The following is a 19,478-nucleotide window of genomic DNA, read 5'->3' on the forward strand; positions in this document are numbered from 1 at the left end:
GCAAGTATACCGACTAGTGAATATACATACAACCGAAAGCCTGATCCTCTCCGTCGACAAACACAGGGAAGGAAAAGACATGACCGAGCTTGTGCTCACCGAGGCCCGCAACGGGATCGCCATCCTCACACTTAATCGGCCGGAAAAGCTCAATGCCTTGAACTATGCGCTGATTGATCGCCTGCTTGCGCTCCTCGATGCCGCCGAGACCGACGACGCCATCCGCGCCGTCATCCTCACTGGAGCAGGAGAGCGCGCCTTCTCCGCCGGCGGCGACATCCATGAATTCTCAGGCAGCGTGGCCATCGGCGTCGACGTTGCCCTGCGCGACTTCGTCATGCGCGGACAGCGGCTGACGGCAAGGCTGGAGGCATTCCGCAAGCCCGTCATCGCCGCCGTCAACGGCATCGCCTTCGGCGGCGGCTGCGAGATCACCGAAGCCGTGCCGCTCGCTATCGCCAGCGACCGCGCCTTGTTCGCCAAGCCTGAGATCAACCTTGCAATGCCGCCTACTTTCGGCGGCACGCAGCGGCTTCCGAGACTGGCAGGGCGCAAGAGGGCGCTCGAGCTGCTGTTGACCGGCGATTGGTTCCCGCCGCCCCGCGCCGTCGAACTCGGCCTCGTCAACCAGGTGGTGCCGCATGAGGAGCTGATGCCCGCCGCAATTGATCTTGCCCGGCGCATGACCAGACATTCTCCTGCAGCAATTGCCTCGATCCTCACAGCAGTGGCGAGGGGCCTGAACCAGAGCATCGCGGAAGGCTTGGCTGTCGAGGCCGAGCAGTTCGCCCGCATGGCTCCGACCGCTGATCTGCGCGAAGGGCTGGATGCCTGGATCGCACGGCGCCAGCCGGGCTGTGACGGCTCGTGGACACACATCACCCGTCCGGATGAAGCCAGGCGAGCCTCAACGCAGCAGGACGGGCTTGCGGACCGGGATCAAGGCGCCGTCACGGCCACATGACCTTTCATGTTGGGGTGGAAGCGGCAGAAATATTCGACCGCTTCCGCCTTCCGCAGGGTCAGGCTCGCTGTTGTCTTCGGCGGGATCATCACTTCCCAGCCACCCTTGACGGTAGCCGTATGTGCGAACACGTCCTTGTTCACCCACTTGATCGTGTCGCCGACCTTCGCGTCGACGGTGGCCGGCGAAAAGACAAGTTTGTTGATGGTGACCTGGATGGTTTCGGCCTGCACGGGTGAGGTCCCGAAGACCAGCGCCAGTGCAATCCACAGCTGCCGTTTCGACATAGCCTGGTCCTTACTTCAGCATACCTGCAACATGCTCGGCGTGCTGTTCATGGCCCTGGAAAATCTTCAGGCCGGTCTCCAGCAGGCTCTTCAACTCGGTATTACTGGCCGATGGGATCAAAAGGGTTTCAAGCGCGCCGTCGACCTGTTTGTGGTAGGCGATCTCGTTGTCGACATAGGCTTTGTCAAAGGCTGCGCCGTCGAGTTTGGCGAGCTTCGCCCGCTCCTCGGCCGCAGCCTTGGTCAGCGCCTGGCTGGTTGCGTTGTCTTCCGGCGTCACCTTCAGCTTCTTTACCAGTTCCAGTGCCTGCGCGTTGACCGCTTCGTGATCGCGCACCATGTCGTTGGCGAAATCCACGACCTCCTTGGTCTTCGATTTCTTGATCGCCTGCTTGGCGGCTTCCACATCGATGACGCCTGCCGTGTAGGCGATGTGGGCGATCTGCGGGTCCGTCGGCTTGTCGGCGGCTTGTGCGAGCGGGGCAGCGCCAAGCAGCAGCAAGGCAGCGAGGGCGGCGGTGTGTCGGGTAACCATGGCATCTCCTTCGCCCGGACGCGGGATCGCGCCGGGCCGTGTTTTTCAGTTGACGGTCATTGGATGCGCAGCGGCGGCAAACGTTCCCGGGGAAATCGGCCAAATCAGCCGATGATCAGCTCTCCAGGCCGAGCCGCTGCATGACGGCGCTGGTCAGCCTGTCGCAGCGCCGGCCGGCAAACGGGAAGGCGTCGAGCAGCACCGGCCCGATCTGGTCGTCGAGTGCCTTGCGTACCAGGGCGCGGGCGCGGTGTAGCCTTGTCTTGACGGTTTCCGGCCGCACGCCAAGCAGCTCGGCGGTCTCCTCGATACTGAGCCCCTCGATAACCCGCGCCACGAACACCGTCCGATAAACATCGGGTAGGCTGTCGGTCGCCCGTTCCACCAACTCGAGGATCTGCCGCTGCGCCATCGTCCGCTCCGGATCGTCGCTGGGATTGAGGGGGAACTGGATGATTTCGGCTTGCGGGTTTTTCGCCACCGTCCGCCGCCTTTTGCGCAGACGACCGAGCGCCTCGTTGATGACGATGCGCGACAGCCAGGTGGCCAATGAGGACTCCCCGCGAAAGGCATCGAGATGGGCAAAGGCTCTGACATAGGCCTCCTGGACGATGTCCTCGGCTTCGGCATCGTTGCGCACCACCCCGCGAGCGATGCGATAGAGCCGCTGATTATGGGTCTTCATGATGATGCAGAAGGCGTTGCCTTCGCGTGCCAGCGCGCGGCGCACGAGAAGCATCTCGCTTGAAGCAGCCGTGGGCATTGGTAAAGACATAGCAGGCATGGCCAGTTCCTCGATCCAATCCCCGTCCGAAACCTCGATCAAGACATTGGATGACATCGCCGGCAAAAGGTTCCCGGCCATTTTCGCCCGGCTCCGACGGCGCCTAGAAATACTGCTTCCGCCAGCGGCTTGTCAGCAGCCTGCACTCGCGCCGTGGCCGCAAGCAGGTCGGTCTGCGTGATCAGGCCAAGGATGCGGCTGTCCCCGTCCAAGATGATGACTGCATGGGTGCGGCCGTCGGTGAGCACCGGTAGCAGGGCCATGGCGGGCGTACCGGCGGCGGCGGTCGACGCTGTCGAGGTAACGCTTCCGACGGCTTCGTCGGCTCGCGCCAATTCCCTTAATCCAACGGTGCCGACCAGCCTGGCGTCCTTGTCTACAACCGGCAGCGTGCGGATATTGTGGTCGAGCAGCAGATGACGCGCCCGATCGGCGGACGCGTGTTCATCGACCGAAATCACGTCGCACGACATGATGTCCTCGCACAACATGGTTCGGTGTGCGCGCATCGTCGCTTGCAGTTCGACCTGTCGCAGCAGTTGTTCGAGATCGTTGCGGTCGATGTCGAAGGTCTCGTCGAGCGCAGCCAGCGCGGCATCGATGTCCTCGGCCCGGAAGCCGATGCGCTCCTGAGCCGGCGGATCGCTGGTTCCGTGCGTGCTTTTCGGGGCAGGGGCCGGCACATGCGGGTAGCTGCGTCGCGACAGCCTGTGGAAAGCATAGCCGAGCGCGACCAGCATCATGGAGTTCAGCGCCACCGGCACGAACGGAAACAGGAAGCCGGCACCGATCACGGCCGGCCCGCCGAGCACGGCGGTCAGTGCGGCGGCTCCGCCCGGCGGATGCAGGCAGCGCGAGAACGACATGGCGGCGATCGCCATCGCCACGGCAATGCCCGTGGCGAGAACGGGCTGATGGACGAAATGGGCCACGATCACGCCGACCAGCGCCGATATTGTATTGCCGCCGATGATCGACCATGGCTGCGCCAGCGGGCTTGCAGGCACCGCGAACAGCAGCACCGCCGACGCCCCCATCGGCGCCACCAGCAGCGGCACATGCGGGCCATTGCCAAGCACCAGCGCGCCGATCGCGCCGGTCAGCGCAATGCCGATCATCGCCCCGATGCAGGCGATGAGGCGCTCGCGCAGCGTCGCGCCGGCGAGAATGGGGACAAAGAGACGAAAGGCCATGGCAAGCTCAGTCCGGCTGGAATTGTGCGCGCAGCGCCTGCAATGGCGTTGGCCCGACGATTTTGAAAGTCAAACCGATCCGAAAAAGCGCACGTTGGGGAAATAACATTGCGCTTGGTCGACCCATGAGCGGGTTGCGAGGTCGATCGTCCTACGAAAGTCGCTCGCCAATCCTTTCAACGGGTTAAGCCGGCTAGCGGAATCAGCTTGGCAAGTTTGCTGGTGTCATGCCGCAGCGGCCGCTTCCAGCCCGCGCAGGATATCGGCCTCGAGGTCCTCGACATCCTCAAGCCCGATCTGCAGCCGGATCAGCGGGCCGTCATAGGGGCCCTTGGCGACGGTACGGTCGCCGAGGAAGACCGGCACGGCAAGGCTCTCATAGCCGCCCCAGGAATAGCCGAGACCGAAGATTTTCAACGCATCGAGGAAGGCATGCTGCTGTCTCTGGCCGCCGCCTTTGAGCACGATGGAAAAGATGCCGCTCGAGCCGGAAAAATCACGCTTCCACACCGCGTGGTCGGGGTGGCTGGGAAGCGCCGGGTGCAGCACGCGGGCCACGCCGGGCTGGCCTTCAAGCCAGGTGGCAATCGAAAGCGCGCTCTTTTGATGGTGATCCAGCCGAACGCCCATCGTGCGCAGGCCGCGCAGGACTTGGTAGACGTCGTCGGGGCCGGCGCAGCAGCCCATCGTGTAGAACGTCTCGCAAAGCTGCTTCCAGCAGTTGGCATTGGCAGACACTGTGCCCAGCAGCACGTCCGAATGCCCGGCCGGATATTTCGTCGCCGCATGGATCGAGATATCGACGCCGTGGTCGAGCGGACGGAAATAGAGCGGCGTTGCCCAGGTGTTGTCCATCATGACGATGGCGCCCGTTTCATGCGCCGCCTTGGCGATCGCCGGAACGTCCTGCACCTCGAAGGTGTTGGAGGCCGGTGATTCCGTAAACACGACTTTGGTGTTCGGCTTGATCAAGCTGGCGATGCCGGCGCCGGCATGCGGATCGTAATACTCGACCTCGACACCCAGCCGCTTCAGCATCGTGTCGGCGAAATTGCGGGTCGGATGGTAGACGGAATCGACAATCAGGATGTGATCGCCTGCCGAGAGAAACGCCAGCAACGGGACGGTCACCGCCGCCAGGCCCGACGGCACGATTATTGTGCCGGCGGAGCCTTCCAGCGCGTCGATCGCATGCGCCAACGCATCGGTGGTCGGCGTGCCGCGTGTGCCATAGGTGTATTTCTGGCTGCGCGCCGCCATCACCGACGCATTGGGATAGAGCACGGTCGAGGCATGCACGATCGGCGGATTGACGAAGCCGAAATAGTCGTGCGGATTGTTGCCCGAATGGGCAAGCCGCGTGTTGATACCCATTTCGTTGCCGTCAGTCGCCATTGCTCTTCGCCTTGTGGTGAAAGCGCTAGCCATAGAGCGGCGGCATTGGCCGTGCAACAGCGGGCGCCCGCCACGCGGTGCCCTTTGCATAGGCCAATTCCCCTATGAATAGTCTGGAACGCGTGGCAATCCAGAGCCGCGGATTTCATGAGTGGATGTGGATTAGCGTCGACGGACTTTGCCGTTTTTGTTTGCGGGGCTTGCTGCTTTCCTGAGGGTGTTGTCCGCAATTCAGGCATTTGCGGCAATTGGTTTTCAAAGCTGTCGTGAAACGGTCATTTCCCTTGACCTCACAGAGATAATCGCCTTCGATGCAGTTCGTGAATGGGAGGGGCCGGGCGTCGGTTACGACGCGAGGTTCCGGAATGAGCCGGATGGGAGCCGGGTTCACGCGGGAAAAGATCAGGATTTGCCTGAGGATCAGGGTTTACCTGAAAACAGAAAAGGGTCTGTGGGTTATGAAACATATTGCAATTGGCATTCTCGGTGCCGCTGCGCTTGGATGGATGGCTTCGGCCGCGTCGGCGACAACGCTCGATACCGTCAAGGCGAAGGGCTTCATCCAGTGCGGTGTCTCGACGGGCCTGGCCGGCTTCTCGGCGCCTGACGACAAAGGCGATTGGAAAGGCATCGACGCGGATTTCTGCCGCGCTGTCGCTGGTGCAGTCTTCGGCGATGCCTCCAAGGTCAAGTTCACGCCGCTCAGCGCCAAGGAGCGCTTCACCGCGTTGCAGTCGGGCGAGATCGATCTCCTGTCGCGCAACACCACATGGACCATCAATCGCGATACCGCGCTTGGCCTGAACTTCATCGGCGTCACCTATTATGACGGCCAGGGTTTCATGATCAACGCCAAGAAACTGCCTGGCGTCAATTCGGCGCTGCAGCTTTCAGGTGCGGCAGTCTGCGTGCAGAGCGGCACCACCACCGAGCTCAACCTCGCCGATTACTTCAAGGCGAACAAGATGGAGTACAACCCGGTCGTCTTCGAAAAGCTGGAAGAGGTCAACGCTGCCTATGACGCCGGCCGCTGCGACGTCTACACCACCGACCAATCCGGCCTCTATGGCATCCGCCTGACGCTGAGTGCGCCGGCCGACCATGTCGTGCTGCCCGAGATCATCTCCAAAGAGCCGCTCGGCCCCGCCGTACGCCAGGGGGACGACCAGTGGTACCATATCGTCAAGTGGACCTACTTCGCCCTGTTGCAGGCAGAGGAACTGGGCATCACCCAGGCCAATGTCGAAGAGATGAAGACCTCGGATAATCCGGAGATCAAGCGCGTGCTCGGTCAGGAAGCCGAAACCAAGATCGGAACCGACCTTGGCGTGAGCAATGACTGGGTCGTCAACATCGTCAAGGCAGTCGGGAATTACGGTGAGATGTTCGAGCGCAATGTCGGCACCGGCAGCCCGCTGAAGATCGCGCGCGGCATCAATGCGCTGTGGACCAAGGGCGGCCTGCAATACGCACCGCCGATCCGCTGATCGAAATGTGATCCGGAAGGCAGATCATCTGCCTTCCGGTTTCTCTTTCCAGGGGATGAGCAATGGCATCGCAGGAAGTTCTTCGCGAGGAGCCGAGCCGCGGTTCCTTCATCAACGATCCGAAAGTCCGCGGGTTTTTCTTCCAGGCGGTGGTTGTCATCTTGCTGGTGGCGGGCGTCTGGTGGATCGTCCACAACGTCATCGTCAACCTGCAGCGCCTGCATATTACTTCCGGTTTTGGCTTCCTGAACAACCGAGCAGGCTTTGACATTCCAGTCAGGCCCATCGCTTATGATTCTGATTCGACCTATGGCCAGGCCATTGTCGTCGGGCTTATCAACACCATTATAGTCGCCGTTGCCGGCATTATCACCGCGACCATCATTGGCTTCATTGTCGGCGTCGGCCGGTTATCGCGCAACTGGCTGGTTCGCAAGATTTGCACGGTCTATGTCGAGGTGTTCCGCAACATCCCGCCGCTGCTGGTGATCTTCTTCTGGTATTCAGGCGTGCTCGCGGTACTGCCGGCGCCTCGCGACAGTTTCAATTTGCCGTTCGGCTCTTTCCTCAACCAACGCGGTTTCTATTTTCCGCGCGCTATCTGGGGCGACGGCTCCTGGCTGATGTTTGTCGCCTTGCTTGTCGGCATCGCCATGGCGTTTTTTGTCGCGCGCACGGCACGCCAGCGGCAAATGGCAACCGGCCAGCAGTTTCCCGTATTCTGGACTTCGGCGGCGCTGATCGTCGGCCTGCCGCTCCTGGCCTATGCGCTGAGCGGCTTTCCCTTGAGCTTCGACTTTCCAAAACAATCGACCTTCAACCTGACCGGAGGCTTTCAGATCGGGCCGGAGTTCCTGTCTCTTTATTTGGCGCTGTCCTGTTACACGGCTTCCTTCATCGCCGAGATCGTGCGCGCCGGCATTCTCGGCGTCAGCAAGGGTCAGACCGAAGCGGCTGGCGCCTTGGGGCTACGGCCGGGATCTATCCTGCGGCTTGTCGTCGTTCCCCAAGCCATGCGGATCGTCATCCCGCCGCTGACCAGCCAGTATCTCAACCTGACCAAGAACTCGTCGCTGGCCATTGCCATCGGTTACCCCGACCTGACGGCGATCGCCGGCACAGTGCTGAACCAGACCGGTCAAGCGGTCGAGGGCGTGCTGATCATGATGGTCGTCTATCTCATCATCAGCCTGGTGACGTCGGCGGTGATGAATGTGGTCAACGCCAGGATGGCGCTGGTGGAGAGGTAAGACCATGCAGGAACATGATACCTCCTGGGTGCGGACCGAAATGGCACTCGCTCAACAAGCCCCGGCCGGCGTGCGGGGGCCTTTGGCCTGGGTTCGCAAGAACCTGATCGGTTCGGTGGGCGACGTCATCCTGACTGTAGTGGCTATTGCGCTGGTGATGATGATCGTGCCGCCCATCGTCAACTGGGCCTTCATCAACGCCCAGTGGACGGGGCCGGACCGGACTGTATGCGCCACGGTGGCGCAAGGCGGCATCCAGCCGGACGGCTGGTCAGGCGCCTGCTGGGCCTTCGTCAACGCGAAGTTCGGCCAGCTGATGCTTGGCCGCTATCCCCTGGAAGAGCGCTGGCGGCCGATCCTGGTCGCCGTCCTGTTCGTGGCGCTGCTGGTGCCGTTGCTGATGCCACGCGTGCCGCGCAAGGGGTTGAACGCCATTCTTCTATTCCTGGCACTGCCGATCATCGCGTTCGTGCTCCTGGTCGGCGGCATCTTCGGCCTGCCGCATGTGGAGACCCAGCTATGGGGCGGGCTGCTGGTGACACTGAGCCTGTCCTTTGTCGGCATTGCCGTGTCGCTGCCGATGGGCATCGTGCTGGCGCTCGGCCGGCGCTCCAAGATGCCGATCGTCAAGACACTGTGCGTGGTCTTCATCGAGTTCGTTCGCGGCATCCCGCTGATCACCGTTCTGTTCTTTGCCAGCGTCATGCTGCCGCTGTTTCTGCCCGCTGGTGTTTCGTTCGACAAATATCTCAGGGCGCTGATCGGCGTCTCGCTGTTTGCCGCCGCCTACATGGCCGAAGTGGTGCGCGGCGGCCTGCAGGCGATCCCCAAGGGCCAGTATGAGGGGGCGGATTCGCTTGGCCTGGGCTACTGGCAGAAGATGGTGCTGATCGTGCTGCCGCAGGCACTGAAGCTGGTCATCCCCGGCATCGTCAATACCTTCATCGGTATGTTCAAGGACACAAGCCTCGTCATCATCATCTCGATGTTTGACCTGCTTGGCGTCGTCAAGCAGAACTTCTCGGACGCCAATTGGGCGACGCCACAGACCGCGAGATCCGGTCTCATTTTTGCAGCCTTCGTCTTCTGGCTGTTCTGCTTCGGCATGTCGCGCTATTCGATGTACACGGAACGCCGGCTCGACACCGGCCACAAACGTTGATGCATGTCGCCCAAAAGTGTTTAGCGGTTTTGGGACAACGACATGCATCATAGCTAAAAGACAGAACAAAAAGGGGAACCTGCCATGGTCATAGAAAACGCCGTCAGCGCCGAAGAGATCAAGGTCGATGCCAAGAAGATGCACATCTCGACCACCGATGTCGCAATCGACATCATCGGCATGCACAAATGGTATGGCGAGTTCCATGTGCTGAAGGACATCAACCTCAAGGTGATGCGCGGCGAGCGCATTGTCATCTGCGGTCCTTCGGGCTCGGGCAAATCGACCATGATCCGCTGCATCAACCGGCTGGAAGAGCACCAGAAGGGCAAGATCATCGTCGACGGCAAGGAACTCACCAACGATCTCAAGAAGATCGACGAGGTGCGCCGCGAGGTCGGCATGGTGTTCCAGCACTTCAACCTGTTCCCGCATCTGACCATCCTGGAGAACTGCACATTGGCACCGATCTGGGTGCGCAAGACGCCGAAGAAGCAGGCCGAGGAAATCGCGATGCACTTCCTCAAGCGCGTCAAGATCCCCGAACAGGCCAACAAATATCCGGGCCAGCTGTCGGGCGGCCAGCAGCAGCGCGTGGCGATCGCGCGTTCGCTGTGCATGAACCCGCGCATTATGCTGTTCGATGAGCCGACCTCGGCGCTCGATCCAGAAATGATCAAGGAAGTGCTGGAGACGATGGTGGGCCTGGCCGAGGAAGGCATGACCATGCTGTGCGTCACCCACGAAATGGGCTTTGCCCGCAAAGTCGCCAACCGGGTGATCTTCATGGATCAGGGCCAGATCGTCGAACAGAACACGCCGGCCGAGTTCTTCGACCATCCGCGCCACGAGCGCACCAAGCTGTTTCTGTCGCAGATCCTGCACTGAGCATTTTCATGCGAAGCAAAAGAGCCCGGCTGCAATGCGGCCGGGCTCTTTTGCTATCTGGGGTCGATCTTCTCCATTGAAACGCAAAGCCGCCGCCGCATGAGAAAAGCCCTGCGTTTCCTGGCCATGCTGATTATCGTGGTCGCGCTCGCTGCCACGCTCGGCACGCTGGTGCCGCGTCCGCTGTGGCCGGCGTCAGCGGCGGGTGAGGGCACGCGCCATATTCTGGTGCTGGAGAATCCGATCCACACCGACATCGCCATTCCCGTCGATGACGAGGTGCGCCGGCGCTTCCATTTCCTGGTCGCTGCCGGCATCCCCGTCGACGCCCCAGAAGTGCGCTACATCGTCTTTGGCTGGGGCGGCCGGGCCTTCTATCTGGAGACGCCGAGCTGGTCGCAGCTGAAGGCAGTGCCCGTCCTCAAGGCGCTGACACTGGACGCCTCGGTCATGCATGTCGATATCGCCGGGACCATCGCCGAGCCGCACCGTGCTGTCACCGGTTTCGACATCGATGAGGAGCATTTTGCAGCGCTGCTCGACTATATCGACGCGAGTTTCCAGCAAGGGCCGCATGGTCCGGTCGTCATCGAGAACGCCGCCTATTCCAGCTTCGACCGCTTCTTCGAGGCGAACGGCCATTTCAACGCGCTTGTCGGCTGCAACACCTGGACAGCCGCCGGCCTGCGCACCGCCGGCCTGCGCACCGGCTGGTGGAACCCGCTGCCGGCCTCGCTGGGCTTGTCGATGCGGTTTTATAACTAGCAGTCCTTCATCGCATCGCGACAGTGTTGGATCTTTTGAAGTCAGCGGGACAGCACCCCCCTCTGGCCTGCCGGCCATCTCCCCCGCAAGGGGGGAGATCAGCCGTTTTGCCCGCGGCGCTCCTGCTGCAACGCCGGCGATTTTGGCGAAGGCGCCGGCGACATCCAATCTCCCCCCTTGCGGGGGAGATGTCCGGCAGGACAGAGGGGGTGGGAAGGATCGCTACGTCGACGATCTAGACTGCCGAGTGTCCGCTCGCCATCCATAGAGCCAGTCGAGGTCGGCGGCGAGCTTGTCGGGCGAGCGCATGGCCAGGAACAGATTGCGGGCGATCGCCACCGGGCCGGCAGCATGCCAGGCGAGGCGGTTTACGGCCCCACGACGCGCGGCCTTGGCGACACGCGGCCGCCGAAGATTTTCCCAGATTTGAAAACTTCTGGGCAGATCGCCAGGGAAATCGGCGATAGCGTCGGCAAGCGTGATGGCATCTTCGATCGCCATCGCGGCACCTTGCGCCGCAAACGGCGTCATCGCGTGCGCGGCGTCGCCGATCAGCGCGATGCCCTGCGGGCTTGTCCACCGCTGTTGTTCGACGGTGTGGATCGGAAAGGCCGTCCATGGGCCGGCCAGTGCCACAAGCTTCGTCAGGCCCGGCGCGGTGCCGCGCAGGGCAGCCGTGAGGATCGCGGGATCGGCATGGCCCGACCAACCTTCGGCCATGCGCTCACCCTTGGTGAAGGCCGCGAGATTGAAGGCCCGGCCTTTGCTGACGGGATAGGCGACCATGTGGAAGCCTGGATGCAGGAACGTGGTGACGCAGTCGGCGGCGACGATCGCGGCAAAGGCTTCTCCGGCCGCACCGTCGGCTGCGATTGTAGCCCGCCAGGCGAGTTCGCCCGAAAAACGGCTTTTGACGAAGTCCTCGCCTGCGAGTTGCGCCCGGACCGCCGACCAGACGCCATCGGCGCCGATCAGCAGTTTGCCGCGTGCCTCGATCTCGCGGCCGTCCACTTCGGCGGTCACGGCGACATATTGCGCGTCTTTGACGATGCCGGTCGCGCGGGCGCCGGTGACGAGCTCAATCTGCGGCCGTTCAGCCATTTGCGCCAACAGCGCTGCCTGCAGATCGGCGCGGTGGGCGACGAGATAAGGCGCCTGCCAGCGCGCTTCGGCGGCTTGCCCAAGCGGCACCCGCGCCAGTTCACGCAGCGTCGCTGCATCCTTCAGCACCACCGCTTCGGGCCGCGAGGCTGCCGGCAGCAGCCGGTCGAGAACGCCGAGCTTTCCAAGGATGCACGTCGCATTGGGCGAAAGCTGGATGCCCGCGCCGGCCGCTTCGAGGTGCTGTGCCTGTTCGATCAGCTTTACGGAATAACCTCGTCCGGCGAAGGCAAGGGCGGCGGTCAGCCCGGCGATGCCGGCCCCGGCGATTATGACCTGCCGGGACCTGATGTCTTCCATCGGGCTTGTCGCGGAAGGATCAGGCGGCCTGGTCGATATAAAGGCAACCAGCCGGCAGCGTTTCAGTCGCCCTCAGCTTCGCCGAATAGCGGTAGAGCGTCGAGCAATAGGGGCAGACCTTTTCATCGTCGTCGCCCATGTCGAGGAACACATGCGGGTGGTCGAAGGGCGGGTTGGCGCCGGTGCACATGAATTCCTTGACGCCGATGTCGATTGCCGGATGGCCCGCATCGTTCTGGAAATGGGGAATGGAACCGCCTGCCATCATCGTCTCCTTGATCTCGTCGAAAAGCATCTGGAACATAACAGGCCTGTTTGCAAGATCGTTGAAATGAAACTGTCGCAAAAGCCTGTCAGAGGATACGTTGAGCCGGTTAAGTGCATGTCCCTGAAATCGGAACGGTTTTCGCCGAAGGGTCATGCGCCACAAAAGCGTGTTAGAGGCATGGCACGTCCAGCGGCGCTCCAAGGACGGTTGGCGGGGAAGAGCAGGAACCATGAACGAACTGAAGCCGGTGCAGAGCGAATTCATCAATGTCGAGGTGGCGAGCCCCGAGGGCGGCAACCCCGATCGGTTCGTCAACCGTGAGTTCTCCTGGCTGCAGTTCAACCGGCGTGTGCTCGAGGAATCACAGAACGAGCACCATCCGCTGCTCGAACGCGTCCGTTTCCTGTCGATTTCGGCCGCCAATCTCGATGAATTCTTCATGGTCCGCGTCGCCGGCCTTGCGGGCCAGGTGCGCGAAGGCATTGCGCTCAAGAGCCCCGACGGCCGCACGCCGGAGCAGCAGCTGGAACAATTGCTGCGCGAGGTCGAGCGGCTGCAGGAGGACCAGCAGAACAGCCTTTCGGCGCTAATGTTGCTGCTCAACAAGGAAGGCATTGAGAGCATCACCCGCGATGCACTGACCAAGGATGAAAAAGTCTGGCTGGAAGACCATTTCCAGGACCAGGTTTTCCCGGTGCTGACTCCACTGTCGATCGACCCGGCGCATCCGTTTCCGTTCATTCCCAATCTCGGCTTCTCGATGGCGCTGCAATTGCGCCATCGCAAGAATGGCGAGGAGATGAGCGCTCTTCTGCGCCTGCCGGTGGCGCTGAAGCGCTTCATCCGTCTGCCCGACCGCAAGCAGCACGTTCGCTTCATTCCGTTGGAGGAGGCTGTCGGCCTCTATATCGGCAAGCTGTTCCCCGGCTATGAGGTCAAGGGTTCCGGCACCTTCCGCATCATCCGGGACAGCGATATCGAGGTCGAGGAAGAGTCGGAAGATCTCGTGCGCCTGTTCGAGACGGCGCTGAAGCGGCGCCGCCGCGGTTCGGTCATCCGCATCGAATTCGACAAGTCGATGCCCGGCGAATTGCGCGAGTTCGTCGCCGGCGAGCTTGGCGTCTCTTCGAGCCGCATCAGCGTTCTGACCGGCCCGCTGGCGCTCAGCCAGATTTCCGAGATCGTCGCCGTGCCACGCGACGACCTGAAGTTCACCCCCTACAATCCACGCTTTCCCGAGCGCATCCGCGAGCATGGCGGCGACTGTTTCGCGGCCATCCGCGAGAAGGACATCGTCGTCCACCACCCCTATGAATCCTTCGACGTGGTGGTCCAATTCCTGCGCCAGGCGATGGCCGACCCCGAGGTGGTGGCGATCAAGCAGACGCTCTACCGCACCTCCAACGACAGCCCGATCGTGCGCGCCTTGGTCGACGCGGCCGAGGCCGGCAAGTCGGTAACCGCCCTGGTCGAGCTCAAGGCGCGCTTCGACGAGGAAGCCAACATTCGCTGGGCGCGCGACCTCGAACGCGCCGGCGTCCAGGTCGTGTTCGGCTTCCTCGAACTCAAAACCCATGCGAAAATGTCGCTAGTAGTGCGGCGTGAGGACGGCAAGCTGCGCAACTATGTGCATCTCGGCACCGGCAACTACCATCCGGTGACCGCGCGCATCTACACCGACCTGTCCTTCTTCACCACCGATCCGACGATCGCGCGCGATGTCGCCCAGCTGTTCAACTTCATCACCGGCTATGCCGAGCCGACCGATGAGATGCGGATCGCCATCTCGCCGTTTACGCTGCGCAGCCGTATCCTCAAGCACATTGCCGACGAGGTCGCCTACGCGCTGGCTGGCCGTCCGGCGCGCATCTGGATGAAGATGAACGCGCTCGTCGATCCCAACATCATCGACGCGCTCTATGACGCCAGCCGTGCCGGCGTCGAGATCGATCTCGTCGTGCGCGGCATCTGCTGCCTGCGGCCGCAGGTGCCCGGCCTGTCGGAAAACATCAGGGTCAAGTCGATCGTCGGCCGCTTCCTCGAACACAGCCGCATCTACTGCTTCGGCAACGGCCATGGCCTGCCGTCGGACGAGGCGATCGTCTACATCGCCTCGGCCGACTTGATGCCACGTAATCTCGACCGCCGCGTCGAGACCATGGTGCCGATCACCAATCCAACGGTGCATGAACAGATCCTTGGCCAGATCATGCTGGGCAACATCATGGACAACCAGCAAAGTTTCGACGTATTGGCTGACGGAACCTCCCGGCGCGTCGTGCTGGAGGAGGGTGAGGAACCGTTCAACGCGCAGGAATATTTCATGACCAATCCGAGCCTGTCGGGACGGGGTGACGCGCTGAAGTCGCATGCGCCCAAGCGCATCGCGCAGTTCAAGCGTCGCAAGAAGAACACCGGCTGATGATTTCAACGTCCCAAGGCCGGCTGCAGGATCGCCGGCCGCTGTCCATCATCGACATCGGCTCGAACTCGATCCGCCTTGTCGTCTATGAAGGGTTGGCGCGCTCGCCGACCTTGCTGTTCAACGAAAAGATGCTGGCCGGCCTCGGCCGCGGCATCGTTTCGACCGGCAAGCTCGATCCCGAGGCGGTGACGCGCTCGATGGAGGAGTTTCGCCGTTTCCGCGCGCTCTCCGATCAGGCGGGTGCGGAGCACATGTTTGTGCTGGCAACGGCCGCGGCCCGCGAAGCGATCAACGGCCCCGATTTCATCCACCGCGCGCAAGATGTGCTCAAGACCGAGATCCGCGTGCTCACTGGCCGGCAGGAGGCGCATTATTCGGCGCTTGGCGTCATTTCGGGCTTCCACCCCGCCAATGGCATTGCCGGCGATCTTGGCGGCGGCAGCCTGGAGCTTATCGACATCAATGGCGAGGCGATCGGCGACGGCATCACACTGCCGCTGGGTGGCCTGCGGCTGCAGGACATGGCCAGGAATTCGCTCGCCCAGGCGGCAAAGATCACCCGCGACGAACTGGCGCGCGCCAAATTGTTGAAGGGCGGGCTGGGACGGCCCTTCTACGCCGTTGGCGGCACCTGGCGAAACCTTGCCCGGCTGCACATGGAAATGACCAACTACCCGCTTGGCGTCATGCACCACTATGAGATCGGTGTCGAAAGCGCCGCCAATTTCCTGAAGCAGGTGGCGAAAGGCGAGATCGAGAAGGTCAAGGGCATCGAAGGTGTGTCGAAGAACCGCCGTTCGCTGCTGCCCTATGGCGCGGTCGTGCTGCAGGAGATCATGGCGGCGATGCAGCCGTCGAAGATCATCGTCTCGGCATTGGGCGTGCGCGAAGGGTTTCTCTATTCGCTGCTCGACCCTGCCGAGCAGAAGGCCGATCCGCTGGTCTCCGCTTCGGAGGAACTGGCGCGGCTGCGGTCGCGCTCGGTCACCCATGCGCATGAGCTTGTCGAATGGACGGACAAGACCTTTGCCGCCTTCGGCATCGACGAGACGGAGGATGAGGCGCGCTATCGCCACGCTGCCTGTCTGCTGGCCGATATAGGCTGGCGCGCACACCCGGAATATCGCGGCAAGCAGTCGCTCAACATCATTGCCCACGCGTCCTTCATCGGCGTCGATCACCCCGGCCGTGCCTTCCTGGCGCTGGTCGGCCTGTTCCGCCACGAAGGCGTGTTCAACGATGCGGCGCCGGAAATCCGCGGCCTGGCGACGCCGCGCTATCTCGAGCGCGCCCGCATTCTGGCGGCGGTGCTGCGCGTCGTCTATCTGCTGACTGCGGCTATGCCCGGCGTCATGCCGCGGCTGAAATGGGAAAACCGCGGCAATGGCACGTTGGCGCTGGTGCTGCCGGCCTCACTTTCCGATCTTTACGGCGAACGCCCGGCCGGACGGTTGGCGCAACTGGCGCGGATCACCAACCGCCGTCTGGTGCTGGCGGTCGAGGGTGGGCAGAGCGTGTCGGTGAAGTAGGCGCGGCCTGACAGCAAAACCATGTCGTCGTCGGCCTCGCGTTCGAGCACCGGCTTCCTCAATCCGTCGCTGCTTCGCAGCGCCACCTCCCCCTCCGGAGGGAAAGGGAAGGGAGCCTCGTTGGAAAGCGTTGGCGGCAATAGGCTCGCGCCCTTCCTCTACCCCGTCGATCGGGGGAGAGGTGGCTCGACGAAGCCGAGACGGAGTGGGGGTCGACCTGGCACGGGCGTCGATGGTTCAACCGGGACGATATTTGACGATATCAGACCGCGGCGCGGCGCCCGTCGATCGACCAGGCCCCGGCGCCGGCCATGGCTAGCGCCAGGAATCCACCGGCGATGGCAATGTCCTTCATCAGCATCTGCTGGTGCAGGAAGGTGAGCATCGGGTCATCGCCGCCCTGGCCGTAGTGGCCGATGGAGCCTGCAACGATGCAGAAAGCGGCAAGAAGTATCGCAACGACCGGCGTCTGAAAGCCGACCAGTATCAAGAGACCGGCAATCAACTCGAACAGCCCGGTGCCCCAGGCGGCAAGCGTCGGCAATGGCATGCCGAGGCCGGCGAAATAGCCGGTCGTCCCGGCAATGTCGGCGAGCGCGTGGTAGCCGGAGGGAACGAGCAGGGCGGCGAGCAGCAGCCGGGAAATCAGAAGCAATGCATCGCGGGGCATGGTCATCTCCGTTGTCTGTCCGCCGGCTGTTCGAGACCGATCCTAGCAGGGATGGGACGCGTGCGCGCTTGGGCAGACAACGAAAAAGCGGCGTGGAAAATTCCACGCCGCTTTTTTCAGGCTTGGGAGGGAAAGCTCAGCCGCGCTTGGCGTCGATCGAGTAGGCGCCAGGGCCCGAGGAAGCCAGCAGCAGGAAACCGCCGGTGATGGCGACGTTCTTCAGGAAATGGATCATCTGGTTCTGGTCGGCCCAGCCGGTATGGGCGACAAAGGCCGAGGCGATGGTGAAGACCGCGAGCACCCAGGCGGCGATGCGGGTCTGAAAGCCAACGAGCACGGCAAGGCCGCCGAGCAATTCGATCAGGCCGACGACAATGGCCGTTATGGTCGGCACCGGCAGGCCCATGGCGCCGAAATAGCCGGCGGTGCCGGAAATGGCGGTGAGCTTGCCGAAGCCGGAAAGCAGGAAGATGGCGGCGAGCAGGATGCGGCCGAGCAGGATGGTGGTGGAGCTGTTGGACGCGATGCCGGCGCCGGCAGCGGAAGTGTTGATGGACATGGTGGCTCTCCGAAAAGGGTTGATGTCCCGTCAGATAGACCAAGCCGACTGTTCACCAAAGCCGCCCGTCCGGCGACACATTGTTCACAGGACGTACATTTCGGGATCGTTCGACCGACGCAAAATTCTTGTCGCGGCCAGCAGCGGCGGGAGCAAATTGTCCCGCCACAAAATTTGGATTTCTAGTTGACGCAATTCCAAAGAGGAAGGGCTGCGCGCTTCGAGGAAGGCACTTTCCCTGGAATCGCTTAACCCGGATGCGTCATGTCCTCCGGCCGCACCAGCCGGTCGTAGTCTGCCTCGCTGACCAGCCCGGTGGCCAGTGCTTCCTCGCGCAAGGTGGTGCCCTTCTTGTGCGCGGTCTTGGCGATCTTGGCGGCATTGTCGTACCCGATCGTCGGCGCCAGCGCGGTCACCAGCATCAGCGAGCGGTCGAGCGCGGTCTTGATGTTGTCTTCGCGAGCCTCGATGCCGACGACGCAATTGTCGGTGAAGGAGATCGAGGCGTCGGCCAACAACTGCACCGACTGCAGGAAGTTGTAGGCCATCAGCGGGTTGTAGACGTTGAGCTCGAAATGGCCCTGGCTGCCGGCGAAGGTCAGCGAGGCGTTGTTGCCGAACACCTGCACGCAGACCTGCGTCAGAGCCTCGCATTGGGTCGGGTTGACCTTGCCCGGCATGATCGAGGAACCCGGCTCGTTTTCCGGCAGCGACAGTTCGCCGAGGCCCGAGCGCGGGCCGGAGCCGAGGAAGCGGATGTCGTTGGCGATCTTGAAGAGGGCGGCGGCCGCCGCGTTGATGGCGCCATGCGAGAACACCATGGAATCATGCGCGGCGAGCGCCTCGAACTTGTTCGGCGCGGTGACGAAGGCGATGCCGGTGATTTCGGCGATGCGCGCCGCCACCGTTTCGGCAAAGCCCACCGGCGCGTTGAGGCCGGTGCCGACGGCGGTGCCGCCCTGCGCCAGTTCCTGCAGGCCGGGCAGCGTCATCTCGATGCGCTTGATCGAAGAGGCCACCTGCGCGGCGTAGCCGGAAAATTCCTGGCCCAGCGTGAGGGGTGTCGCGTCCTGCGTATGGGTGCGGCCGATCTTGATGATGTGGGCGAAGGCCTTCGTCTTGACCTCGAGCGCAGCGTGCAGATGCTTCAGCGCCGGCAGCAGATCGTGCACGATGCGCTCGGCGCACGCGATGTGCATGGCTGTCGGGTAGGTGTCGTTCGACGACTGGCTCATATTGACGTGGTCGTTAGGGTGCACCGGCTTCTTAGAGCCCATGACGCCGCCCAGAAGTTCGATCGCCCGGTTGGAGATCACCTCGTTGGCGTTCATGTTGGACTGCGTGCCCGAGCCGGTCTGCCAGACGACCAGCGGGAAATGATCGTTCAGCTTGCCGTCGATCACCTCTTGCGCCGCCTCGATGATCGCCTTGCCGACTGCCGGATCGAGCCGCTTCAACTCCATATTGGCTTCCGCCGCCGCTCGCTTGACGATGCCGAGCGCACGCACGATCGAGGCCGGCTGCTTTTCCCAGCCTATCCTGAAATTGCCGAGGGAACGCTGCGCCTGCGCTCCCCAATAACGGTCGGCGGCAACCTCGATGGGGCCGAACGTGTCGGTTTCGGTTCTGGTCCTGGCAGCGGTCACTTGTCTCTCCGACGATCGAATTCGGCAACGGCGTATCGCGTTGCACAATGGCCTTCAAGCAGAGATTGCGGCCGGCAGGCAGTAAATCGGTTGAAGCGGTAGCGCCGCCCTTCGGGATCCTGCACCCTCCACTTTCGTGTGAAGGAAATTGCTCCTCAGTGCGGCTTGATCCCATAAAGTGGACGGAAACTTGCGGATTTAGCTCGATAA

Annotated in this window: 18 protein-coding genes; 8 read left to right on the forward strand and 10 right to left on the reverse strand. The window is 62.5% G+C overall.

The window, feature by feature from the left end; all coding sequences use genetic code 11:
* The first annotated feature begins 79 nt into the window (after positions 1 to 79).
* A complete protein-coding gene (locus X728_RS140820; protein ID WP_023832807.1) occupies positions 80 to 964 on the forward strand; it encodes a crotonase/enoyl-CoA hydratase family protein in 885 nt (294 codons plus the stop codon).
* On the opposite strand, the gene X728_RS140815 is transcribed toward X728_RS140820, so the two are convergent.
* The 5 genes from X728_RS140815 to X728_RS140795 form a co-directional block, all read right to left on the reverse strand.
* Entirely contained in the window at positions 940 to 1,251 is a 312-nt protein-coding gene (locus X728_RS140815) for a cupredoxin domain-containing protein (RefSeq protein ID WP_023832808.1), read from the reverse strand. The two genes, X728_RS140820 and X728_RS140815, sit on opposite strands and share 25 nt — an antisense overlap.
* A 10-nt stretch (positions 1,252 to 1,261) precedes the next feature.
* The gene (locus X728_RS140810) at positions 1,262 to 1,786 is read right to left on the reverse strand and encodes a DUF4142 domain-containing protein (protein ID WP_023705691.1); all 525 of its coding nucleotides are present in this window, start codon (positions 1,784 to 1,786) and stop codon (positions 1,262 to 1,264) included.
* A gap of 115 nt (positions 1,787 to 1,901) precedes the next feature.
* Positions 1,902 to 2,570 (reverse strand): RNA polymerase sigma factor, encoded by a 669-nt coding sequence (locus tag X728_RS140805; protein ID WP_031195951.1) that lies wholly within the window; start codon positions 2,568 to 2,570, stop codon positions 1,902 to 1,904.
* Positions 2,571 to 2,608: 38 nt separating this feature from the next.
* On the reverse strand, positions 2,609 to 3,763 hold the full coding sequence (locus tag X728_RS140800) for an HPP family protein (RefSeq protein ID WP_023684330.1): 1,155 nt from the start codon (positions 3,761 to 3,763) through the stop codon (positions 2,609 to 2,611).
* A 225-nt stretch (positions 3,764 to 3,988) separates the two neighbouring features.
* Positions 3,989 to 5,158, reverse strand: coding sequence for a cystathionine beta-lyase (locus X728_RS140795; RefSeq protein WP_023832810.1), 1,170 nt, complete (start codon positions 5,156 to 5,158; stop codon positions 3,989 to 3,991).
* Between the two features lie 458 nt (positions 5,159 to 5,616).
* On the opposite strand from X728_RS140795, the gene X728_RS140790 reads away from it, so the two are divergent.
* From X728_RS140790 to X728_RS140770, 5 genes are all read left to right on the forward strand, one after another.
* Entirely contained in the window at positions 5,617 to 6,645 is a 1,029-nt protein-coding gene (locus tag X728_RS140790) for an amino acid ABC transporter substrate-binding protein (RefSeq protein ID WP_023671480.1), read from the forward strand.
* Positions 6,646 to 6,707: 62 nt separating this feature from the next.
* Positions 6,708 to 7,895, forward strand: a complete 1,188-nt coding sequence (locus X728_RS140785) for an amino acid ABC transporter permease (RefSeq protein WP_023671481.1) — start codon at positions 6,708 to 6,710, stop codon at positions 7,893 to 7,895.
* Positions 7,896 to 7,899: 4 nt separating this feature from the next.
* Positions 7,900 to 9,057, forward strand: coding sequence for an amino acid ABC transporter permease (locus tag X728_RS140780; RefSeq protein ID WP_031195954.1), 1,158 nt, complete (start codon positions 7,900 to 7,902; stop codon positions 9,055 to 9,057).
* A gap of 84 nt (positions 9,058 to 9,141) precedes the next feature.
* Positions 9,142 to 9,945, forward strand: a complete 804-nt coding sequence (locus X728_RS140775) for an amino acid ABC transporter ATP-binding protein (RefSeq protein WP_023671483.1) — start codon at positions 9,142 to 9,144, stop codon at positions 9,943 to 9,945.
* A gap of 99 nt (positions 9,946 to 10,044) precedes the next feature.
* The gene (locus X728_RS140770; protein WP_023832812.1) at positions 10,045 to 10,710 is read left to right on the forward strand and encodes a TIGR02117 family protein; all 666 of its coding nucleotides are present in this window, start codon (positions 10,045 to 10,047) and stop codon (positions 10,708 to 10,710) included.
* A 222-nt stretch (positions 10,711 to 10,932) separates the two neighbouring features.
* On the opposite strand, the gene X728_RS140765 is transcribed toward X728_RS140770, so the two are convergent.
* Positions 10,933 to 12,171 carry an FAD-dependent monooxygenase gene (locus X728_RS140765; RefSeq protein ID WP_023832813.1) on the reverse strand — a complete coding sequence of 413 codons (1,239 nt, stop codon included), beginning with the start codon at positions 12,169 to 12,171 and terminating at the stop codon, positions 10,933 to 10,935.
* Between the two features lie 19 nt (positions 12,172 to 12,190).
* Positions 12,191 to 12,436, reverse strand: coding sequence for a zinc-finger domain-containing protein (locus X728_RS140760; RefSeq protein ID WP_031195957.1), 246 nt, complete (start codon positions 12,434 to 12,436; stop codon positions 12,191 to 12,193).
* A 232-nt stretch (positions 12,437 to 12,668) separates the two neighbouring features.
* Here X728_RS140760 and X728_RS140755 point away from each other — a divergent pair, with 232 nt between their 5' ends.
* Positions 12,669 to 14,861, forward strand: a complete 2,193-nt coding sequence (locus X728_RS140755; RefSeq protein ID WP_023700662.1) for an RNA degradosome polyphosphate kinase — start codon at positions 12,669 to 12,671, stop codon at positions 14,859 to 14,861.
* Positions 14,861 to 16,393 carry an exopolyphosphatase gene (gene ppx / locus X728_RS140750; protein WP_023697723.1) on the forward strand — a complete coding sequence of 511 codons (1,533 nt, stop codon included), beginning with the start codon at positions 14,861 to 14,863 and terminating at the stop codon, positions 16,391 to 16,393. Before X728_RS140755 ends, ppx begins: the two co-directional genes overlap by 1 nt.
* 262 nt (positions 16,394 to 16,655) lie before the next feature.
* Here the strand turns inward: ppx and X728_RS140745 are convergent, their stop codons facing one another.
* From X728_RS140745 to fumC, 3 genes are all read right to left on the reverse strand, one after another.
* On the reverse strand, positions 16,656 to 17,063 hold the full coding sequence (locus X728_RS140745; protein ID WP_023712732.1) for a DoxX family protein: 408 nt from the start codon (positions 17,061 to 17,063) through the stop codon (positions 16,656 to 16,658).
* 136 nt (positions 17,064 to 17,199) lie between these two features.
* On the reverse strand, positions 17,200 to 17,622 hold the full coding sequence (locus tag X728_RS140740) for a DoxX family protein (RefSeq protein WP_023671490.1): 423 nt from the start codon (positions 17,620 to 17,622) through the stop codon (positions 17,200 to 17,202).
* A gap of 248 nt (positions 17,623 to 17,870) precedes the next feature.
* Positions 17,871 to 19,268: a class II fumarate hydratase gene (fumC, locus tag X728_RS140735; protein ID WP_023832815.1), complete on the reverse strand. Its 1,398-nt coding sequence runs from the start codon at positions 19,266 to 19,268 to the stop codon at positions 17,871 to 17,873.
* Positions 19,269 to 19,478 lie beyond the last annotated feature (210 nt).

Source organism: Mesorhizobium sp. L103C119B0, from assembly GCF_000502235.1.
Taxonomy (GTDB): Bacteria; Pseudomonadota; Alphaproteobacteria; order Rhizobiales; family Rhizobiaceae; genus Mesorhizobium.